General features: G+C 67.0%; 16 protein-coding genes. 9 read left to right on the forward strand and 7 right to left on the reverse strand.

Going from position 1 to position 18440, the window contains the following annotated elements; all coding sequences use genetic code 11:
* Positions 1-1793 (reverse strand): methyl-accepting chemotaxis protein (locus tag AB1I47_RS30930; RefSeq protein ID WP_354687480.1); only part of this gene is annotated, 1793 nt, incomplete at its 3' end.
* Between the two features lie 456 nt (positions 1794-2249).
* Between AB1I47_RS30930 and AB1I47_RS30935 the strand changes: the two genes are divergently transcribed.
* From AB1I47_RS30935 to AB1I47_RS30960, 6 genes are all read left to right on the forward strand, one after another.
* Positions 2250-3416 (forward strand): DUF4382 domain-containing protein, encoded by a 1167-nt coding sequence (locus tag AB1I47_RS30935; RefSeq protein ID WP_354687494.1) that lies wholly within the window; start codon positions 2250-2252, stop codon positions 3414-3416.
* A 136-nt stretch (positions 3417-3552) separates the two neighbouring features.
* Complete coding sequence (locus AB1I47_RS30940) at positions 3553-4458, forward strand: DUF72 domain-containing protein (protein ID WP_354687481.1); 906 nt, start codon at positions 3553-3555, stop codon at positions 4456-4458.
* A gap of 22 nt (positions 4459-4480) precedes the next feature.
* Complete coding sequence (gene dbpA, locus AB1I47_RS30945) at positions 4481-5890, forward strand: ATP-dependent RNA helicase DbpA (protein ID WP_354687482.1); 1410 nt, start codon at positions 4481-4483, stop codon at positions 5888-5890.
* A 249-nt stretch (positions 5891-6139) separates the two neighbouring features.
* Positions 6140-6580, forward strand: a complete 441-nt coding sequence (locus tag AB1I47_RS30950; protein WP_354687483.1) for a CBS domain-containing protein — start codon at positions 6140-6142, stop codon at positions 6578-6580.
* Between the two features lie 296 nt (positions 6581-6876).
* A complete protein-coding gene (locus AB1I47_RS30955; RefSeq protein WP_354687484.1) occupies positions 6877-8427 on the forward strand; it encodes an MDR family MFS transporter in 1551 nt (516 codons plus the stop codon).
* 88 nt (positions 8428-8515) lie between these two features.
* Positions 8516-9148 (forward strand): glutathione peroxidase, encoded by a 633-nt coding sequence (locus AB1I47_RS30960; protein ID WP_354687485.1) that lies wholly within the window; start codon positions 8516-8518, stop codon positions 9146-9148.
* A gap of 25 nt (positions 9149-9173) precedes the next feature.
* On the opposite strand, the gene gstA is transcribed toward AB1I47_RS30960, so the two are convergent.
* From gstA to AB1I47_RS30985, 5 genes are all read right to left on the reverse strand, one after another.
* Positions 9174-9800 (reverse strand): glutathione transferase GstA, encoded by a 627-nt coding sequence (gstA, locus tag AB1I47_RS30965; protein WP_354687486.1) that lies wholly within the window; start codon positions 9798-9800, stop codon positions 9174-9176.
* Between the two features lie 137 nt (positions 9801-9937).
* On the reverse strand, positions 9938-10675 hold the full coding sequence (locus AB1I47_RS30970; RefSeq protein WP_354687487.1) for an aspartate/glutamate racemase family protein: 738 nt from the start codon (positions 10673-10675) through the stop codon (positions 9938-9940).
* An 88-nt stretch (positions 10676-10763) separates the two neighbouring features.
* Positions 10764-12185 (reverse strand): dihydropyrimidinase, encoded by a 1422-nt coding sequence (hydA, locus tag AB1I47_RS30975; RefSeq protein WP_354687488.1) that lies wholly within the window; start codon positions 12183-12185, stop codon positions 10764-10766.
* Positions 12186-12189: 4 nt separating this feature from the next.
* On the reverse strand, positions 12190-12918 hold the full coding sequence (locus tag AB1I47_RS30980) for a maleate cis-trans isomerase family protein (RefSeq protein ID WP_354687489.1): 729 nt from the start codon (positions 12916-12918) through the stop codon (positions 12190-12192).
* Positions 12919-12994: 76 nt separating this feature from the next.
* Positions 12995-14293 carry an MFS transporter gene (locus AB1I47_RS30985; RefSeq protein ID WP_354687490.1) on the reverse strand — a complete coding sequence of 433 codons (1299 nt, stop codon included), beginning with the start codon at positions 14291-14293 and terminating at the stop codon, positions 12995-12997.
* 158 nt (positions 14294-14451) lie between these two features.
* Here AB1I47_RS30985 and AB1I47_RS30990 point away from each other — a divergent pair, with 158 nt between their 5' ends.
* From AB1I47_RS30990 to AB1I47_RS31000, 3 genes are all read left to right on the forward strand, one after another.
* Positions 14452-15198, forward strand: a complete 747-nt coding sequence (locus tag AB1I47_RS30990; RefSeq protein ID WP_354687491.1) for a GntR family transcriptional regulator — start codon at positions 14452-14454, stop codon at positions 15196-15198.
* A gap of 25 nt (positions 15199-15223) precedes the next feature.
* On the forward strand, positions 15224-16072 hold the full coding sequence (locus AB1I47_RS30995) for a fumarylacetoacetate hydrolase family protein (RefSeq protein ID WP_354687492.1): 849 nt from the start codon (positions 15224-15226) through the stop codon (positions 16070-16072).
* 276 nt (positions 16073-16348) lie between these two features.
* Entirely contained in the window at positions 16349-17596 is a 1248-nt protein-coding gene (locus tag AB1I47_RS31000; RefSeq protein WP_354687493.1) for a M20 aminoacylase family protein, read from the forward strand.
* 15 nt (positions 17597-17611) lie between these two features.
* Here the strand turns inward: AB1I47_RS31000 and AB1I47_RS31005 are convergent.
* A partial coding sequence (locus tag AB1I47_RS31005; RefSeq protein ID WP_407935941.1) for an AraC family transcriptional regulator occupies positions 17612-18440 on the reverse strand: 829 nt, incomplete at its 5' end.

The raw sequence follows: 18440 nt of genomic DNA on the forward strand, positions 1-18440 counted from the left end.
AACCTGAACTGCCCCACCGCCCCCGCCAGACTCCCAGCCTGCGTCTGCAACGCCGCCGCCGCTGCAGTCGACTGCTCCACCAGCGCCGCATTCTGCTGCACCATCTCGTCGAGCTGGGTGACGGCCATATTTACCTCTTGAATACCGCGCGTCTGTTCCATCGCCGCGTTAGTGATCTCGGCAATAATGCCGGTCACCTTCGACACGTTGCTGACGATCTCGTTCATGGTGTCGCCGGCGCGGCGGACCTGGTCTGAGCCGGAGGTGACGCTGCCCACGGTGGTTTCGATCAGCGTCTTGATCTCCTTGGCCGCCAGGGCGCTGCGCTGGGCGAGGGCGCGCACTTCGCCGGCTACCACCGCAAAGCCGCGGCCCTGGTCGCCGGCGCGGGCGGCTTCGACGGCGGCGTTCAGGGCCAGGATGTTGGTCTGGAAGGCGATGCCTTCGATCACGCCGATGATGTCGGAGACCTTGACCGAGGCGCTTTCGATCTGGCCCATGGTGGTGATCACTTCGCCGATCACCACGCCGCCGTCACCGGCCACGCGCGAGGCGGTGGTGACGGATTCGTTGGCGTGCTGGGCGGAGTTGGCGGACTGGCTGACGGTGGCGGTGATTTCCTCCATCGAGGCCGCGGTCTGCTGCAGGCTGGCGGCGGCGGTTTCGGTGCGGCGCGACAGGTCGAGATTGCCGGCGGCGATTTCGTCGGAGGCGGCGCGCACGGATTCGCTGGCGTCGCGGATCTGGCGCAGGATGGTGCAGAGCTTGTCGGCAAAGGTGTTGAAGGCGCGCGCGATCTGCGCGACTTCGTCGTTGCCGTCGGCGGGCAGGCGCTGGGTCAGGTCGCCGTCGCCGGAGCCGATCGCGTCCATCGCGTCGCGCACGGTGGACAGGCCGCGCAGCGACATCGTCGCGACGCCCCACACCACGATGGCGGCCACGGCGCCGATCAGCACCAGGGCGATCACGGACGCGATCAGCACCGAGCGCATGCCGGCGGTGGCCTCGGCCTTGTCCAGCGCGACGATGACCATCCAGTCGGTGCCGGGGATTGCGCGGGCGCCGAGCAGCTTGGCGCTGCCGCCGACCTCGACTTCCACCGGCGCCTTGGCGTCGATCAGCGCGGCGAGCTTGTCGGTGCCGAGCGCGGGCATGAGTTCGGTGACGGGCTTGAGCGTGAGCTTGTCGTCGGTGTGCGCGACGATTTCGCCGGATCTGGCCACCAGCATGCCGAAGCTGGCCGGCGTCGGGCGCATTGCCTTGACGTTGGCCACAACTGTGTCCATCGCCACATCGCCGCCCACCACGGCCTTGACCTCGCCATCGCGCACCACGGGCGTGGCAAATGTCACGACCAGCTTGCCGGTGCTGGCAGAGACATAGGGCGGCGTCACCACCGGCATGCCGGCTGTGGCGGCCTGCTTGTACCAGGGCCGGGCGGTCGGGTCGTAGCCGGGCGGGACGCCTTTCGGCTCGGAGAATCTGGAAGTCTTGTCGGCATAGCCGACGTAGACGTTGGTGAAGCGGCCGGCGTCGGCAACCTGCTTCAGCGCAGCGTCGGGTTCTGGCTGCAGCACGGCTTCCTGCAGCGACTGGATCATCTGGCTGTGTGAGGCCACCCATTCGACGATGGTGCTGGTGTGGCCGCTTTGCACGGCAGCCAGGCTGCTGTCGATGGCGTCCTCGTTGTAGCGGCTGGCAACGAACTGGTTCAGCGCCGTATTGATGGCGAGTGCGGCGACGACAATGGCCACGCACAGGGCCACGATCCGCGCGCGGATGGTAGTAAACATCAGGGAGATCCTTCGTAGGGAATCATTGGGGGCGTTTTGTGGGGTTTCCACTTCGCTGTATACGGAGCGGCCGCGGCCGACTTGAGGTGAGTCGGTGAAATCATGTCGATTGCGCCCACGTTGACGGCACAACGCGGCAGATTGGTGCGCGATCGTGCGCTTTCGATTGGGCAGAGACGACCGCAGGTTGGACTGCTGTTCGTAAAACGAACGGCGAGGCGGTGACTTTGCGCTTGCAGCAGAACGTCCCGGCATCGCATGGGCGGGGCGGTTTCGCTCGCTATGCAGTTGCAAACACTGGCTGACCAGTCATGCAGACAAGGCGCTGATATTTTCACAACGCATTACAAAGACTTACAGCGCTTATGCGTTCTGCAACATATTCTCCGGTCACCCCAAACAACAAGCGGAGTGACTACCGTGAAAGCCTTTTCATTGACTTCTGCGTCGCTGCGCATGCTTGCGCTGAGCGGCGCCCTGGTGCTGGCCGCCTGCGGCGGCGGCGGTGGCGATGATGGCGGCGGGACCGGGACGCTGAAGGTCTCGATGACCGATGCGCCGGCCTGTGGCTTTGACAATGTCTTTGTCACCGTCAACAAGGTGCGCGTGCACAGCAGCGCCAATGCCGATCCCAATGCCGGCGGCTGGGTCGACATCGACGTGGTCCCTGCACGCAGGATCGACCTGCTGTCGCTGACCAACGGCGTGATGACCACGCTGGGCCAGACCGCACTGCCTGCGGGCGACTACCAGCAGGTGCGGCTGGTGCTCGATGCCAACCGCGGGGGCGGTTCGGGCGCGCTGGCCAACTCGGTGGTGCCCACCGGCGGTACCGAGCAATCGCTGGATACGCCGAGTGCGGTGCAGTCCGGCATCAAGATCAATCGTTCGTTCTCGGTGGCATCGGGCACGCTGACGGACCTGGTGCTCGACTTCGACGCCTGCAAGTCGGTGGTCAGGCGCGGTAACGGCACCTACGGCCTGAAGCCGGTGGTGACGGCGATCCCGACGGTGGTCAGCGGTGCGGTGACCGGCGTGGTCGCTTCGGCCCCGGGCGCGCGCGTCTATGCCGAGCGCAACGGCGTGGTGGTGAAGGCCACCGTGGCGGACGCCAACGGCAACTTCACGCTGTCGCCGATCGAGCAGAGCAGCACGGCCGGCGCGGTCGACGTGGTGGTGGTGCCGGGCGCGGCGAATGGCCGTGCCACGGGCATCGTGCGCGCTGTGCCGGTTGTGGCGGGCGGCAGCACCGCGATCGCGACCGCGGCGGCGCCGATTTCGCTGCCGACCTCGACGTACCGTCGCGTTTCCGGCACGGTCACGCCGGCCAGCGCTGAAGCGACGCTGCGCGCGCTGCAACTGGTCAGCGGCGGCACCTTCGAGATCGCGGCGACCGCCGCCGCGACCGATACCGGCGCCTACAGCCTGTACGCGACCGAGCCGGCGCTGCCGGTGGCCGCGCCGGTGATCGGCACCTACCAGGCCGCGCTGCCGATCCCGCTGACGGCGGACGCCGCAGCCGGTGGCAAGTACAGCGTGCAGGCCACCAGCGCCAGCGGTGCGGTAGTCACGCAGCAGGTCGATGTGAATATCGCCGATGTGATCCAGAACTTCGCGTTCTGACCTGAGGCTTTCGCCTGGCGGATAGACCGTCGTTCCCGCGCAAGCGGGGACGACGGTTTCGTTTTGGGGGCACCGCATCCCCGCTCGCCACCGTTTCCCGCTAGACTGCCAGTCTCGCGTCCCGGGAGATCGCGCCATGGCAGCACGCACCGCGGCGAAGTCCGCATCCACGCCTGCAGCAACGCCGAAAGCCACACCCAGGCCCACGTCGCGCAAAGCCGCCCAGCCGGCTGACCTGGTGCGCGTCGGCATAGGCGGCTGGAATTTCGCGCCGTGGCGCGACAACTTCTATCCCGCCAAATTGCCGCAATCGCGCGAGCTGGAATATGCCAGCCGCCATCTCAGCGCGATCGAAATCAACAGCACCTATCACGGCACGCAGAAGCGCACGTCGTTCGCCAAATGGCGCGATGAAACCCCGGACGACTTCGTGTTCGCGGTGAAGGCCTCGCGCTTTGCCACTAACCGGCGCGTGCTGGCCGAGTCGGGCGAATCGATCGAGCGCTTTATCGACAGCGGCATTGCCGAGCTCGGCCCCAAGCTGGGTCCGGTGGTGTGGCAGTTCGCGCCGACCAAGCAGTTCGATGCGGAGGACTTCGAGGCCTTCCTGCAGCTGCTGCCGGCTTCGGTGGAGGGCGTAAAACTGCGCCACGTGCTCGAGGTGCGGCACGACAGCTTCCTGTCGCCGGACTACCTGAAGCTAGCGCGCAGGTACAAGGCCGCCACGGTATTTACCGATTCGCCCAAGTTCCCGTCGATGGCGGACCTGACTGCCGACTTCGTCTATGCACGGCTGATGGCCAGCAGCGAGAAGCTGAAGACCGGCTATGCGCCCAAGGCGCTCGACGAGTGGGCCGAACGCACGCGCACCTGGGCGCGGGGCGCGCAGCCGCAAGACCTGCCGGCGGTGGAAGACCGCAAGCCCGCGGCGCGCATGCGCGAGGTCTTTGTCTTCTTTATCAACGGCGCCAAGGAGCGCGCGCCGGCCGCGGCGCAGGCGCTGCTGGCGCGGCTCGGCTGGACGCCGCCGGCTGACGACTGATGCTCGCTCGCTATAATCGCGCATGAACACGACCCCCGCCCAGCCGCAAGCCGGCACCGCTTTCTCCACCCTGCCGCTGTCGCCCACCATGCTCGCCACGCTGGCGCAGCTCGGCTATGACGAAATGACGCCGATCCAGGCGGCCAGCCTGCCGATCACATTGGCGGGCCACGACCTGGTGGCACAGGCCAAGACCGGCAGCGGCAAGACCGCCGCGTTCGCGCTGGCGCTGTTGCACCGGCTCGATCCGCGCCGCTTCGATGTGCAGGCCATGGTGCTGTGCCCCACGCGCGAGCTGGCCGACCAGGTCACGCAGGAAATCCGCCGCCTGGCGCGCGCTGAAGAGAACATCAAAGTGCTGACGCTGTGCGGCGGCTCGCCGATGCGGCCGCAGGTGGACAGCCTGATCCATGGCGCGCATATCGTGGTGGGCACGCCCGGACGCATCCTGGATCACATCGACCGCGCCAGCCTGGACCTGGCGGCGATCAACACGCTGGTGCTCGATGAAGCCGACCGCATGCTCGACATGGGCTTCTTCGACGATATCGCCTACGTGGCTAGCCGTTGCCCGAAGGAGCGGCAGACGCTGCTGTTCTCCGCCACCTACCCGCCCGGCATCGACAAGCTGAGCCACCGCTTCCTGCGCAAGCCGCAGTCGGTGAAGCTGGAAGCGACGCACGACAACACCACCATCCGCCAGCGCTTCTACGAGGTCGAAGAAGGCGAACGCCTGAACGCCGTGGGGCGCCTGCTGGACCACTTCCGGCCGGTCAGCACGCTGGCATTCTGCAATACCAAGGCGCGCTGCCGCGACCTGGTGGAGCTGCTGCGTGCGCAGGGCTACCAGGCGCTGGCGCTGCATGGCGAACTGGAGCAGCGCGAGCGCGACCAGGTGCTGGTGCAGTTTGCCAACCGGAGCTGCTCGGTGCTGGTGGCGACCGACGTGGCCGCACGCGGGCTCGATATCGCGCAGCTCGAGGCGGTGATCAATGTCGAGATCACGCCCGACCCCGAAGTGCATGTGCACCGCATCGGCCGCACCGGGCGCGCCGACCAGGAGGGCTGGGCTTTCAGCCTGGTCAGCATGGATGAGATGGGCCGCGTGGGCAACCTGGAACAGCACCATGGCGGCGAGTTCGAGTGGCATTCGCTGGCCGAGCTGACGCCCGCCAGCAATGAACGGCTGCTGCCGCCGATGGTGACGCTGCAGATGCTGGGTGGGCGCAAGGAGAAGATCCGGCCGGGGGATATTCTTGGCGCGCTGACTGGTGAGGCGGGCTTCAGCAAGGAGCAGATCGGCAAGATCAATGTGCTGGAGATGTCGACGTATATCGCGGTGGATCGCGGCATCGGGCGCGAGGCGGTGAAGCGGTTGAACGCGGGGAAGGTGAAGGGGAAGAAAGTGAAGGTGCGGTTGATGACGGAGTGAACAGGGCGGACCTTGCACTGCAGCAATGGGTGCGGCAAATTTTCCCGTGGGCGGGGCGATGCGGGGTGCGGAGGAGAGCGATGGCGCCAACTGCATCGCTCGCTGCCATGCCCTCGTCACAACCTTGCTTACAAAGATTCGCGTAAGTCACCCTAGCGGGGGTGCGCTTTCCTTTGCTACTCTGGTTCCATTGGCACAAAGCAGGCACCGCCACCCGCATTGCATTCTCGACGGAAAGAGGAGTTGGTGATGAAAACCGCACGCCAGGTTCTGGAGTCCAAGCCCACTCAGGCCATCTACAGCATCCCGCCGACCGCGACGGTCTATGCCGCGCTGCAGCTGATGGCGGAAAAAGGCATCGGCGCGCTGCTTGTCATCGAGCAGGGCGAGATCAAGGGCATCCTGAGCGAGCGCGACTACGCACGCAAGGTGATCCTGATGCAGCGCACCTCGCGCGAAACCCTGGTGCGCGACATCATGACCAACGCCGTGATCTATGTCAGCGCCAACCAGAGCACCGACGAATGCATGGCGCTGATGACCAAGCACCGGCTGCGCCATCTGCCGGTGATGGACGGCGAGGAACTGATCGGCATGCTGTCGATCGGCGACCTGGTGAAGGACATCATCTCGGAGCAGCAGTTCATTATTGAGCAGCTGGAGCACTACATTACGGGCGGCGGGCGGTAAACAACACCGGACGCGAGCCAGGCTGACGGTTTGGGCGCTCCAAAGCCGCGCGAACTGGCCTCAGCAAGGTGTTCTCCCTCTCCCCCTCAGGGTCGCAGGCGGGAGAGGGGAGCCTGCTGCTATCGCCATCACGCACCCAAGCAGCAAGCAAATCCCCACGGCCTTATAATTATGCGTTCGCTGAATTAAGGCCACCCGCGACGGCGCCACGCCCCCTCCCACCGCGGTTCCCAGTCCGAAATTCCCAGCATTTGACGTTGACTTCACCGCACATCGCTGCGGTTTCGTGCTTGCCCATGTCTTCACCCTCTTCCGCCGTACCCGCCCAGGCGCCCGTCCACGACCACCGCGCCATCATGCGGGTCATCGGCGGCATCGTGCTGTGCATCCTGCTGGCCGCGCTTGACCAGACAGTAGTGATCCCGGCGGTGCCGGCGATCGCCAATGACCTGAACGGTTTTGGCCACCTGTCGTGGATCGTGACCGCTTACCTGATCGTGTCGACAGTGACCACGCCGTTGTACGGCAAGCTGTCGGACAGCTTCGGGCGGCGGCGGCTGCTGATGGTGGCGATCACGCTGTTTATCGCGGCGTCGGTGGCGTGCGCACTGGCGCAGACGCTGGGGCAGCTGATCCTGTTCCGCGCGTTGCAGGGTGTGGGCGGCGGCGGGCTGATGTCGCTGGCGCAGGCGGCGATTGCCGACGTGGTGGCGCCGCGCCAGCGCGGACGCTACCAGGGCTACCTGGCGACGGTGTGGGCTGTGGCGTCGATCGCCGGGCCGCTGGTGGGCGGCTGGGTCTCCGACCATCTGTCGTGGCGCTGGCTGTTCTGGGTCAACCTGCCGCTGGGGCTGCTGGCGATGTGCATGTGCTATCGCGGCCTGGCCATGCTGCCGCCGCGCGGCGGCAGCGCGCGCGTGGACTGGCTGGGCGCGCTGCTGCTGGCGGTGGCCATCGTCGCCTTCCTGCTGGCGATGAGCTGGGGCGGCGACCTCTACGACTGGATTTCGCCGCAACTGGGCGCCCTGCTGCTGGCCGCAGCCGCCGCGGTCGCGCTGCTTGCGTGGCAAGAGCGCCGCGCCGCCGACCCGATGCTGCCGCCACGCCTGTTTGCCAACCGCGCCTACGTCATGGGCGTGGCGGCCTCGGCGCTGGCGGCGCTCGATATCTTCCTGTGCATCTTCGCCCTGCCCCTGCATTTCCAGCTCGTGCGCGGCGCCGATGCGTCGACCTCGGGCCTGCTGGTGATGCCGTTCCTGCTGGCGACCGTGGCGGGCAACTTTATCGTGGCGTGGCTGGCGCCGCGCGTGGGCCGCATGCGCGGCATCCTGACGGCGGGCTATATCGCCGGCGCGCTCGGGCTGACGGTACTGGCGCTGATGACGCACGCGGTGCCGCTGGCCGTGGTGCTGGCGGCGATGATGCTGGCGGGCGTGGGCCTGGGCATCACCATGGTGGCGACGCTGATGTGCGTGCAGAACGCGCTCGAGCGCCGCGATACCGGCGCCGGCACCGGCGCGCTGCTGGTGCTGCGCTCGCTTGGCAGCGCGATCGGCGGGGCGCTGGCCGGCACGCTGCTGACGCTGGAATTCCGCCACGCGCTGGCGGCATCCGGCGCCAGCCAGGCGCTCGACCTGGGCGCGCTGCGCCATGGCAGCGAAGCGCTGGCGCAACTGTCGCCGGCGGTGCGCCAGATGCTGGCCGGCGGTGTGGAGTCGGGCTTCCACCTGATCTTCGCCGCGGGCGCGGCGGCGGCCGTGGTGGCGCTGCTGATCGTGCGCCGGATGCCGGACCTGGAACTGCGCAGCAACGCCACCGAGCACGCCGCGACGCTGGCGATGGACTGACGGAGGCGACGGCGGCGTCGCTCAAAGCCGCCGTAGCCGGCGTAGACTACGCGTACCCGATACAGCGAGCCACCGGAGCCCCGTCGCCATGATCCGCCGTTGCCTGAATAGCCATCACGCCTCGACCAGCATCGTTCTTGCCGCCGCCATGGCGCTAGCGGTGGCCAGCGCCGCCCTGCTCCCGGCCCCTGCCCGCGCCGCCGACAAGCCCGCCGCTCCTGCGGCCGCCGCCGGCGCCTGCCCCGCATCGCTCAACTTCACCTTCCCGCGCCTGCAGGACGACGCGCCGCAGAACCTGTGCCAGTACGCCGGCAAGGTCGTGCTGGTGGTCAACACCGCCAGCTATTGCGGCTTCACGCCGCAGTACGAAGGGTTGGAGGCGCTGTACGCAAAGTACCGCCAGCGCGGACTGGTGGTGATCGGCTTCCCGTCCAACGACTTCTCGCAGGAGCCCGGCTCGGAAAAAGAGATCGCGGACTTCTGCTACAACACCTACGGCGTCAAGTTCCCGATGCTCGGCAAGTCGCACGTGCGCGGCAGCGACGCCAACCCGATGTATGCGCTGCTGGCCAGGGAGACCGGCACCACGCCCAAGTGGAACTTCTACAAATACCTGATCGGCCGCGACGGCAAGGTGGTGGCCAGCTACGGCAGCCGCACCAAACCGGACGACAAGGAACTGGTGGCAAAGATCGAATCGCTGCTCGGCGCGCAGCGCTGAGCGCGCTGCGCACACGCGCCAACAATCAGTCGCGCACCAGTCCTTCAGCCCGCATCGCCTCCTGCACCGCCGGCCGTGCAGCGATGCGCGACAGGTACTGCTGCAGCGCCGGGTACGCGCTCAGCGGCATCATCAGCATGCGGGCCCAGCCGAGGATGGTGAAGCAGTAGGCGTCGGCCACGGTGTAGGTGTCGCCGGTCAGGTACTGGCGGGTTTGCAGGTGCTTGTCGAGTTCGGCAAAGCGCAGCTGCAGCTTGGCCTTGCACGCGTCCTGCGTGCTCTGCGCGGTTTCCTTGTGCCACAGCCACGGGCTGAAGACCTTGTGCAGTTCGGTCGAAACCAGCGTCAGCCAGCCGGTGGCTTCGAGCCGCTCGCGCGTGCCGGCGGCGGGCAGCAGCGCGCGCTCGGGCACCTGGTCGGCGATGTATTGCAGCAGCGATGCCACTTCGGTGTGGCGCGAGCCGTCGTCGAGCTGCAGCAGCGGTACGTAGCCGCGCGGGTTGATGGCGTAGTAGTCATCGCTGCCGTTCTCTGGCTGCGCCAGCTTGTGCTGGAGCAGGTCGACCTTGGCCAGCGTGACGGGCAGGCCGGCTTCGCGCAGCGCGATATGCACGGCCATCGAGCAGGCGCCCGGAGAGTAGTAGAGCTTCATCGCGATCCTGTTGTGGTTAGCTGGCCGCCACGTCATGCGGCGGCCGTGCAGGCAGTCTAGGATCGCGCCGCCTGTGCGGCAATGCGCGCCCTTGCGGACGCGCCTTGCAAAACTGCACAGGTGTTGGTTGGCGCAGCTTAGTCGAGCAGCTTTGCCAGCGCCGGCGTCAGCCCCGCGTTAGGCTTGTGCGGCGGCCGCGCAAAGCTGCCTTGCGTGGCGCTGCCCGCGCGCAGCGCCACCAGCGATTCGCAATGCCGCACCGCGCTCGACACTCCATCCACCACCGGCACCGGCAGGCGGCCCTGCAGCGAGCGCGCCAGCCCCGCCAGCGGCGCGCCGGCCACGATGATCACATCGGCGCCGTCCTGCTCCACCGCCTGCAGGCACAATTGCTCCAGCCGCGCGGCATGGTCTTCCTGCACGCTGCCGATATCGCGCAGCGGCTCCTGCAGCGAACGCACGCTCGCCAGCCGCGATGACAGGCCATTGGCCGCCACGCATTCGCGATACCAGGCCTGGATGCGGTGCGAGATCGCGATGATGGAGAAGCGCTGCCCCAGCAGGCAGGCACTGGCCAGCGCGGCCTCGGTCATGCCGACGACCGGCACGTCGAACAGCTCTTTCAGGCCCGCCAGGCCGGGGTCGCCGAAGGCGGCGACCACCAGGCCATCGAACTGGCCGGCATGCTCCGCGGCGGCGCAGGCGGTGGCGTAGCCGCCGACCAGCGCTTCGAAGCGGGTCTCGATATAGGCCACGCCGAACGGCGCGGTCGCCATCTTCAGTGTGGTGGTGGAGGCGGCGGTGCGGCGCGCTTCGGCTTCGATCAGCGCGGTGACGGATTCGCTGATATTGGGATTGACGATCAGGAGTTGCATGGGGGAATTGGGGCTGGCAGAGGGTAAGAGGATGAGATCCTGGATTGGGCGCGCTTGCACACACGCGCAGTTCCAAGTCGCGGAGCAATCAAGCAAGCATCGGCGCGCCGGCCGGCAGGAACTGCCCTCTTCCTGCCTGCGGCTCCAGGTACTGCCCGTCGCGCACCAGCAGCTCGCCGCGCGAGAAGCAATGCACCGGCCAGCCGGTCACTTCGATGCCCTCATACGGCGTGTAGTCCACCGCGTGATGCAGCGCGCTGTTGCGGATCTGCACGCGCTTGTGCGGGTCCCACAGCACGATGTCCGCATCCGCGCCGATGGCGATGGTGCCCTTGCGCGGATACAGCCCGTACAGGCGCGCCGGCCGCCACGAAGTCAGTTCGACGAACTGGTGTAGCGACAGCTTGCCGCGCGCCACGCCGTCGAACAGCAGCGGCAGGCGCGTCTCGATGCCCGGCACGCCGTTGGGGATATGCTCGAACGAAGGCCGGTTGCCGCCCGGCTGCTTGCCTTGCGGGTCGTCATAACGGAACGGCGCATGGTCGGACGAGAACACGCTGAACACGCCGTTGGTGAGCGCGCGCCATACCGCGGCCTGGTTCTCCGGATCGCGCGGCGGCGGGCTGCAGATGCACTTGGCGCCTTCGTAGCCGTCATCGCCGGGCAGCCCCATGTCGTCGGCGGTCAGGTACAGGTACTGCGGGCAGGTCTCGGCAAGGATCTGCAGCCCCCTGCCCTGTGCCCAGCGGATCTGCTCGATCGCTTCCTTGCCGGAGACATGCACGATCAGGATCGGCACGTCGACCAGCTCGGCAAAGGTGATGGCGCGGTGCGTGGCTTCGCGTTCCACCGCGGCGGGCCGTGCCAGGCCGTGGAAACGCGGTGCGATGCGCCCTTCCCCGACCAGCTTGTCGGTCAGCCACGAGATGCAGTCGGCATTCTCGGCATGCACCATCACCAGCGCGTTGTTCTGCCTGGCGACATCCAGCACCGACAGCATCTCGCGGTCGGACAGCTTGAGGTCGTCATAGGTCATGTAGACCTTGAACGAGCTGTAGCCCTTGCGGATCAGCGCCGGCAGTTCGTCGGTCAGCACCGCGGGCGTGGGATCGGCCACGATCAGGTGGAAGGCGTAGTCGATCACGGCGCGCCCTTCCGCGCGGCGATGGTAGTCCGCCACGGCAGCCTTGAGCGATGCGCCCTTTTCCTGCGCGGCGAACGGGATCACGGTGGTGGTGCCACCGCAGACCGCGGCGCGCGTGCCGGTGAAGAAGTCGTCGGCCATGCGCAGTCCGTCGGGCAGCGGCTGGTCGAGGTGGCAATGGCCGTCGACGCCGCCGGGCAGCGCCAGCAGGCCATCGGCATCGATCTCGCGCGCGCCCTGCGGCAACGCGTGGCCGAGCGCGACGACCTGCCCGCCGCGCACGCCGATATCGCAGCGGAAGCGGTCGGACGCAGTGACCACGTCCGCGCGCCGGATCACCAGGTCAAGGCTGTCGTGAGCGGACATCGGCTTACTCCACTTCGCGGAACAGGCGGCCCCAGCCGCGCAGTTCGCGCGTATCCACGCCGCACAGGCGCAGCGACTTCCACACCACGGTGGAGATGGTGTCGTACAGCGGAATGCCGGTCTCGGCTTCAAGCTCTTCGGCGAGGTGCGCGGCACGCAGGTTGGTGCAGAAGGTGGTGATGGCCTGCGGCTGGTGCTGCGCGATGCCGCGCACCATCTCGCGGATGGTGTCTTCCTCGACCTCGGCGAAGCTGTAGTTCACATGCAGGTCCAGGTGGCTCTCCGCCACGCAGGTGAAGCCGCTGCGCTCGTAGTTGGCGATGATGCGTTGCTGCACGTCATCCAGGTACGGCGTGGCCAGCCCGAAATTGCGCGCGCCGGTCTTCTCCAGGATCTCTTTGAGCGCCAGCACCGAGGTCGTGGCCGGGATGCCGGTGGCTTCGGTGATCTGCCTGCACAGCGCTTCATCCTTGTCGAAGCCGAGCCAGCCGGACGAGGTGCCGTTCCAGGCGATGACATCGACGCGCGCATCGGCCAGCAGGCTGGCGGCGGCCAGGATCTTGTCGAGATTGAACTGGCCCAGGGCCTGGTCGCGCAGCGAGATCTCGGTCACGGTAAAGCGCGAGAAATGCGCGCTGACATTGGGCAGGCCGGCAACCATCGCGCTGGTGATGGGTTCGAGCGCCGTGTTGGAAGACGGCGTCAGCATGCCGAGTCGGATTTGCTTGGTCATTGTGTTTTTGCTCAGGAGTGGGTGCGAGGGCCGGGACATTGCCGGCCTCCTGCCGGAATAAGGTAAAGCCTGGGGATCAGACCGGGATCTTGGTCTCGTAGTCGATCGCGGTCGAGGCCAGCAGCAGCCCGACGCCGGCCGCCGCGAAGAACATCAGCGCGAGGAAGTACGAGCCGGTGAACTGCACGATCATGCCGACGATGATCGGCACGGTGATGCCGCCGATATTGCCGCCCAGGTTCATCACGCCGCCCAGGAAGCCGACCTTGTTGCGGGTGCCGAGCATCGACGGCACGCACCAGAACAGGCCGCACCAGCGCAGGAAGAACAGCGTGGAGGACAGCAGCACGACCACCACGATCGGATCGCTGACATAGGCCACCGAGAAGATCGAGGCCGTGGCCACCACCGCGGCGATGCCGAACAGCGTGCGCATGACCACATTGGGACGGCCGCCGGCTTCCTTCCACTTGTCGGCGATCCAGCCGCCGATCAGTTCGCCGACGAAGCCGCTGAAAAAGATGATGAAGCTGGCGCCGCCCATCTGCTTGATGTCGAAGCCGTGCACCTTGTTCAGGTAGTTGGGCATCCAGGTCAGCAGGCCGTAGAACACGGTGTTGAAGCACATCCAGCCGATCGCCATGCACCACACCGAGCGGTACTTGAAGAAGTCCAGCGAGCGGCCCGACAGGTTGGCCGGTTCGGCGCGGTGCTCGTTGGCCTGCGCTTCCTCGATATAGCGGGCTTCCAGCTCATTGACGCCGCGGTGCTCGCGCGGCGAATTGCGCACGTAGTACCACGCCACCACGCCGGCCAGCACGGTCCCCACGCCGGCCACGATAAATGCGAGCCGCCAGGAGCCAAGCGTGGCGATCAGCCACGTGATGATGATCGCGCCGAGCGCCGCGCCCAGCGGCGCGCCGCCGTCGAGCAGCGTGGCGCCGCGGCCGCGCTCGTTCTGCGTCATCCAGATCGCATTGAGCTTGCCGCCGGCGGGGTAGATCGGCGCCTCGGCGGCACCCAGCCCGAGCCGGGTCAGCAGCAGCGTGGTGGCGTTGGTGGTAAAGGCCGCGACCGCCTGCGCAATCCCCCAGAACACGGTGGCGGCGGCAATCACGATGCGCGGCTTGTACTTGTCGGCCAGCATGCCGCCCGGCACCTGCATCAGCGCATAGGTCCAGAAGAACGAACTGAGGATCAGGCCCTGCATGGCGGGGCTGAGGTCGAACTCTTTCGCGATCAGCGGCATCGCCACCGACAGCGAGGCGCGATCGATGTAGTTGATCGCGATCAGGAACAGCATCATCAAGAAAATCTTCCAGCGCACAGAGGTCTTGGCCTCCGTGAGCCCTGTCGCCCGGCTTGTGGTTTGCATGGCGGCGTCTCCTCCTTGGGTCCGTGGATGGGCAGTTTTAATGGTCGTGTCGCGCAACAGGGCCGAGTATAGGATACGTAATCTGTAATTACAACGCTTGTAAGTCATTGATTTTTCTATGTTGCGTATGCACAATTTCGGGTTGTGGTAGCCTTCTGATGGTGCATTTCCCCATTCTGGTGACGTCTGTGACACAAACGCATTCCCAAAACACGCGCCTGCGCACGCTCGGCATGTCGGCTGAAATCGCCGTCCGGCTGCGCACCATGATCGAAGAGGGCGAGTTGCCGCCCGGCGCGCGGATCGACGAACGGGCCATCTGCGAGGCGTTCGACGTCTCCAAGACGCCGCTGCGCGAGGCCCTGAAGGTGCTGGTGTCCGAAGGGCTGGTGTTACACCGGCAGTACATTGGCTACCGGGTTGCACCGCTGGACCTGGACGAACTGCGCTGCACCTTCGAAACCCTGCACGGGCTGGAGGCACTGGCCGGCGAACTGGCGGCGCAGCGCCTGGGCGATGCCGCGATGACCAGGCTGGAGCGGCGCCACCAGGCCATGATCGACGCGCATGCCGCCGGCCGGCGCACCGACTATTTCCGCATCAACCAGGAAATCCACCAGATCATCATCGATGGCGCCGGCAATCCGGTGCTGGCCGGCATCTATGCCGCGCTGATGAGTAAGGTGCACCGCGCACGCGGCGCTGCCAATGCCGATACGATCCGCTGGCAGGAGTCGCACGAGGAACACGAGGCCATCATGGCCGCGCTGCGCGAGCCCGGCCGGCCGCGGCTGGCGCAAGTGCTGCGCCAGCATTCCGAGAACACCGCGAAAGAGGTGCTGAACGTGGTGGCGCGCACGCTGGCTGAGGCCGGGCGCGATGCCGCCCTGAAGCAAACCGCCTGAACAATCCCTGAAGAAGACAACGACAATGAAACTGGTTCGAGTAGGCAAGCCCGGCGCGGAGCGCCCGGGCGTGATCGATGCGCAGGGGCGCGTGCGCGACCTGACCGGCGTGGTGGCCGATATCGGCGCGGCGCAACTGGCGCCGGCGGCGCTGGAAGCCATCGCAAAGGTGGACCCGGCTTCGCTGCCCCTGATCGACGATGCGCGCTTCGGCGTGCCGTGGACGGGTATCGGCAAGATCGTGGCGATTGGCCTGAACTATGCCGACCACGCCGCCGAGGCCGGCATGCCGCTGCCGGCCGAGCCGATCGTGTTCCTGAAGGCGAACAGCTCGCTGAACGGCCCCAATGACGCGGTAATGCTGCCGTTCGGGTCGGAGAAAACCGACTGGGAAGTGGAGCTGGGCGTGGTGATCGGGACCACGGCGCGCAATGTCTCGCGTGAAGAGGCGCTGCGCCACGTGGCGGGCTACTGCGTAGTCAATGACGTCTCAGAGCGTGAGTTCCAGATCGAGCGCGGCGGCACCTGGGACAAGGGCAAGGGCTGCGACACCTTCTGCCCGGCCGGCCCCTGGCTGGTGACGCGCGAAGAAGTGGCCGATCCGCAGGCGCTGAATCTGTGGCTCGAGGTCAACGGCGAGCGCGTGCAGAAGGGCAGCACCGCGACCATGGTGTTCGACGTGGCGACGCTGGTCAGCTATGTCAGCCGCTTCATGACGCTGCTGCCAGGCGACCTGATCGCGACCGGCACGCCGCCGGGCGTGGGCATGGGCTTCAAGCCGCCGCGCTACCTGAAGGCGGGAGACACCATGCGGCTCGGGGTCGAGGGGCTGGGCGTGCAGACGCAGCAGGTAGTCGCATACGGCGAACGGTAGGCAACCGCGCAAAGTGACCGCGATGCGCTGGCGTGGATAAACGCCAGCGTTTCGTACGCGCACGTGGGCCCCGGAGCAGACTCGGAGAAGGTTCCCCGTCGATACGCTTTTACACAAACGGTTTGGTTTCCACACAAAGCGTACGATTAGGGCAACAGTTCCGGTGCCCCAAAGGGCTGAATCGCATCGATTTACAGGAAATCACACACTTGGCATTTCGCTCGCGTTTTCTGCGTGAAATACTGCTTATACAGCTTCCGCCAACGAGCAAAAGCCATGTCTGAGCATGCCCCCGAACTTGCCCCCGAAATAGAGAATTACCTCGGCACCACCCTGAAGTCCTCCCTCAAGCGCCAGTACTGCGCGCTGACCGACACCCTGGACAGCCGCGCGGAACTCGAAGCCATCCGGCGCAACATCCACCAGCATCCCGAACTCGCCTTTGACGAAGTCCGCACCTCCGGCCTGGTTGCCAGCCTGCTGGAGAGCTGGGGCTATGCGGTCACGCGCGGCGTGGGCGGCACCGGTGTGGTGGGCACGTTGCGTAGCGGCGAAGGCAAACGCAGCGTGGGCATCCGCGCCGACATGGACGCGCTGCCGATCCACGAGCGCAGCGGCGTGCCGTACGCCAGCGTCAACGCCGGCCGCATGCACGCCTGCGGCCACGACGGCCATACCGCGATCCTGCTGGGCGCGGCCAGGCAGCTCGCGCGCACGCGCAACTTCGACGGCACGGTGCACCTGATCTTCCAGCCCGCCGAGGAAATCGGCGCCGGCGGCGGCGCCGAGCGCATGCTGGCGGACGGGCTGTTCGAGCGCTTCCCCTGCGATGCCATCTTCGGGCTGCACAACCATCCGGGCGTGGAGCAGGGCAACTTCCTGTTCCGCTCGGGCCCGTTCATGGCGGCGTGCGATACCGTCACCATCACCATCCGCGGCAAGGGCGGCCACGCGGCGCGCCCGCACCAGTCGATCGACCCGATCCTGGTGGCCGGCAGCCTGGTGATGGCGCTGCAGTCGGTGGTGGCGCGCTATGTCGACCCGAACGAGACCGCGGTGGTCACCATCGGCACGCTGCACGCCGGCCACGCGCCCAATGTGATCCCGGACAGCGCGCGCATGGAGATCAGCGTGCGCTCGTTCAGCCCGGACGTGCGCGCGTCGCTGGAGCACCGCATCCGCCAGCTTGCCACCTCGCATGCCGAAGGCTATGGCGCGGTGGCGGAGATCGACTACGTGCGCGGTTACCCGGTGCTGGTCAACACGGAGCGCGAGACCGAGTTTGCGCGCCAGGTGGCCGAGGAACTGGTCGGCGCCGACAAGGTGGTGACGCAGGCCGCCCGCATCGCCGGCAGCGAGGACTTTGCCTACTTCCTGCAGCAGCGCCCGGGTTGCTTCGTGCGGCTGGGCAATGGTGCCAACCAGCCGTTGCTGCACAACGCGGGCTACGACTTCAACGACGACAACCTGACGGTTGGCGCGGCATACTGGACGCGGCTGGTGGAGCGGTACCTGGGGCGGTGATGCGTCGCTTGCCGGTCAGCGAAAAAACACACTGGGCGGCACCCCGAACTGCCGCCTGAACATCGTCGCGAACGCGCTCGGGCTTTCATAGCCCAGGTCCAGCGCCACATCCACCACCTTGCTGCCCGCGGCCAGCTTCTCCAGCGCCGCCAGCAGCCGCGCCTGCTGGCGCCACTGCCCGAAGGTCATCCCGGTCTCCCGGGCAAAGCGCCGCTGGATCGTCTTCGGATCGACCCCCAGCCGTTCGCCCCAGTCAGCCAGCGTCAGCCCGGTATCGGGCGTGCCGACGATGGCATCGCAGATCTGCCGCAGGCTCTCATCCGCCGGGCGCGGCAGGTGCAGCGGCAACGACGGCACCAGCATCACTTCATCGAGCAGCAGCCGCATCAGGCGCGCATCGCGGGTGTCGGGCGCGTAGGGCAGGGGGATGTCGATCGCGGCCAGGATCAGCTCGCGCAACAGCGGCGAGATGCCGAGCACGGTGCAGCGCTGCGGCAGGTCGGGCGCGGCATCGGGGCGAATATAGGCGGTGCGCATCTGCACCCGGCCCACCATGCGGATCCAGTGCGTGGTGCCGCCCGGCATCCACATGCCGCGCGTGGGCGGCACGATCCACTGGCCTTCGGCGGTGCACACCACCATCACGCCGTGCACGGCATGGATCAGTTGCGCGTGCGGATGCTGGTGCGGGTTGGTGACGTGGCCGGGCAGGTAGTCGGCGGCCATCGCGGTGACCGGCATCGGGCCGCGGTCGTAGCGCACGTAGGCGGGGGGATCGGCATAGGTGTCGCCAAGTGCCAGCGTTTCTGGCGTGGGGGCAGGGGGCGCATCGGCGTGCCGGGGG

It is taken from the genome of Cupriavidus necator, from assembly GCF_040578825.1.
Lineage (GTDB): Bacteria > Pseudomonadota > Gammaproteobacteria > Burkholderiales > Burkholderiaceae > Cupriavidus > Cupriavidus necator_E.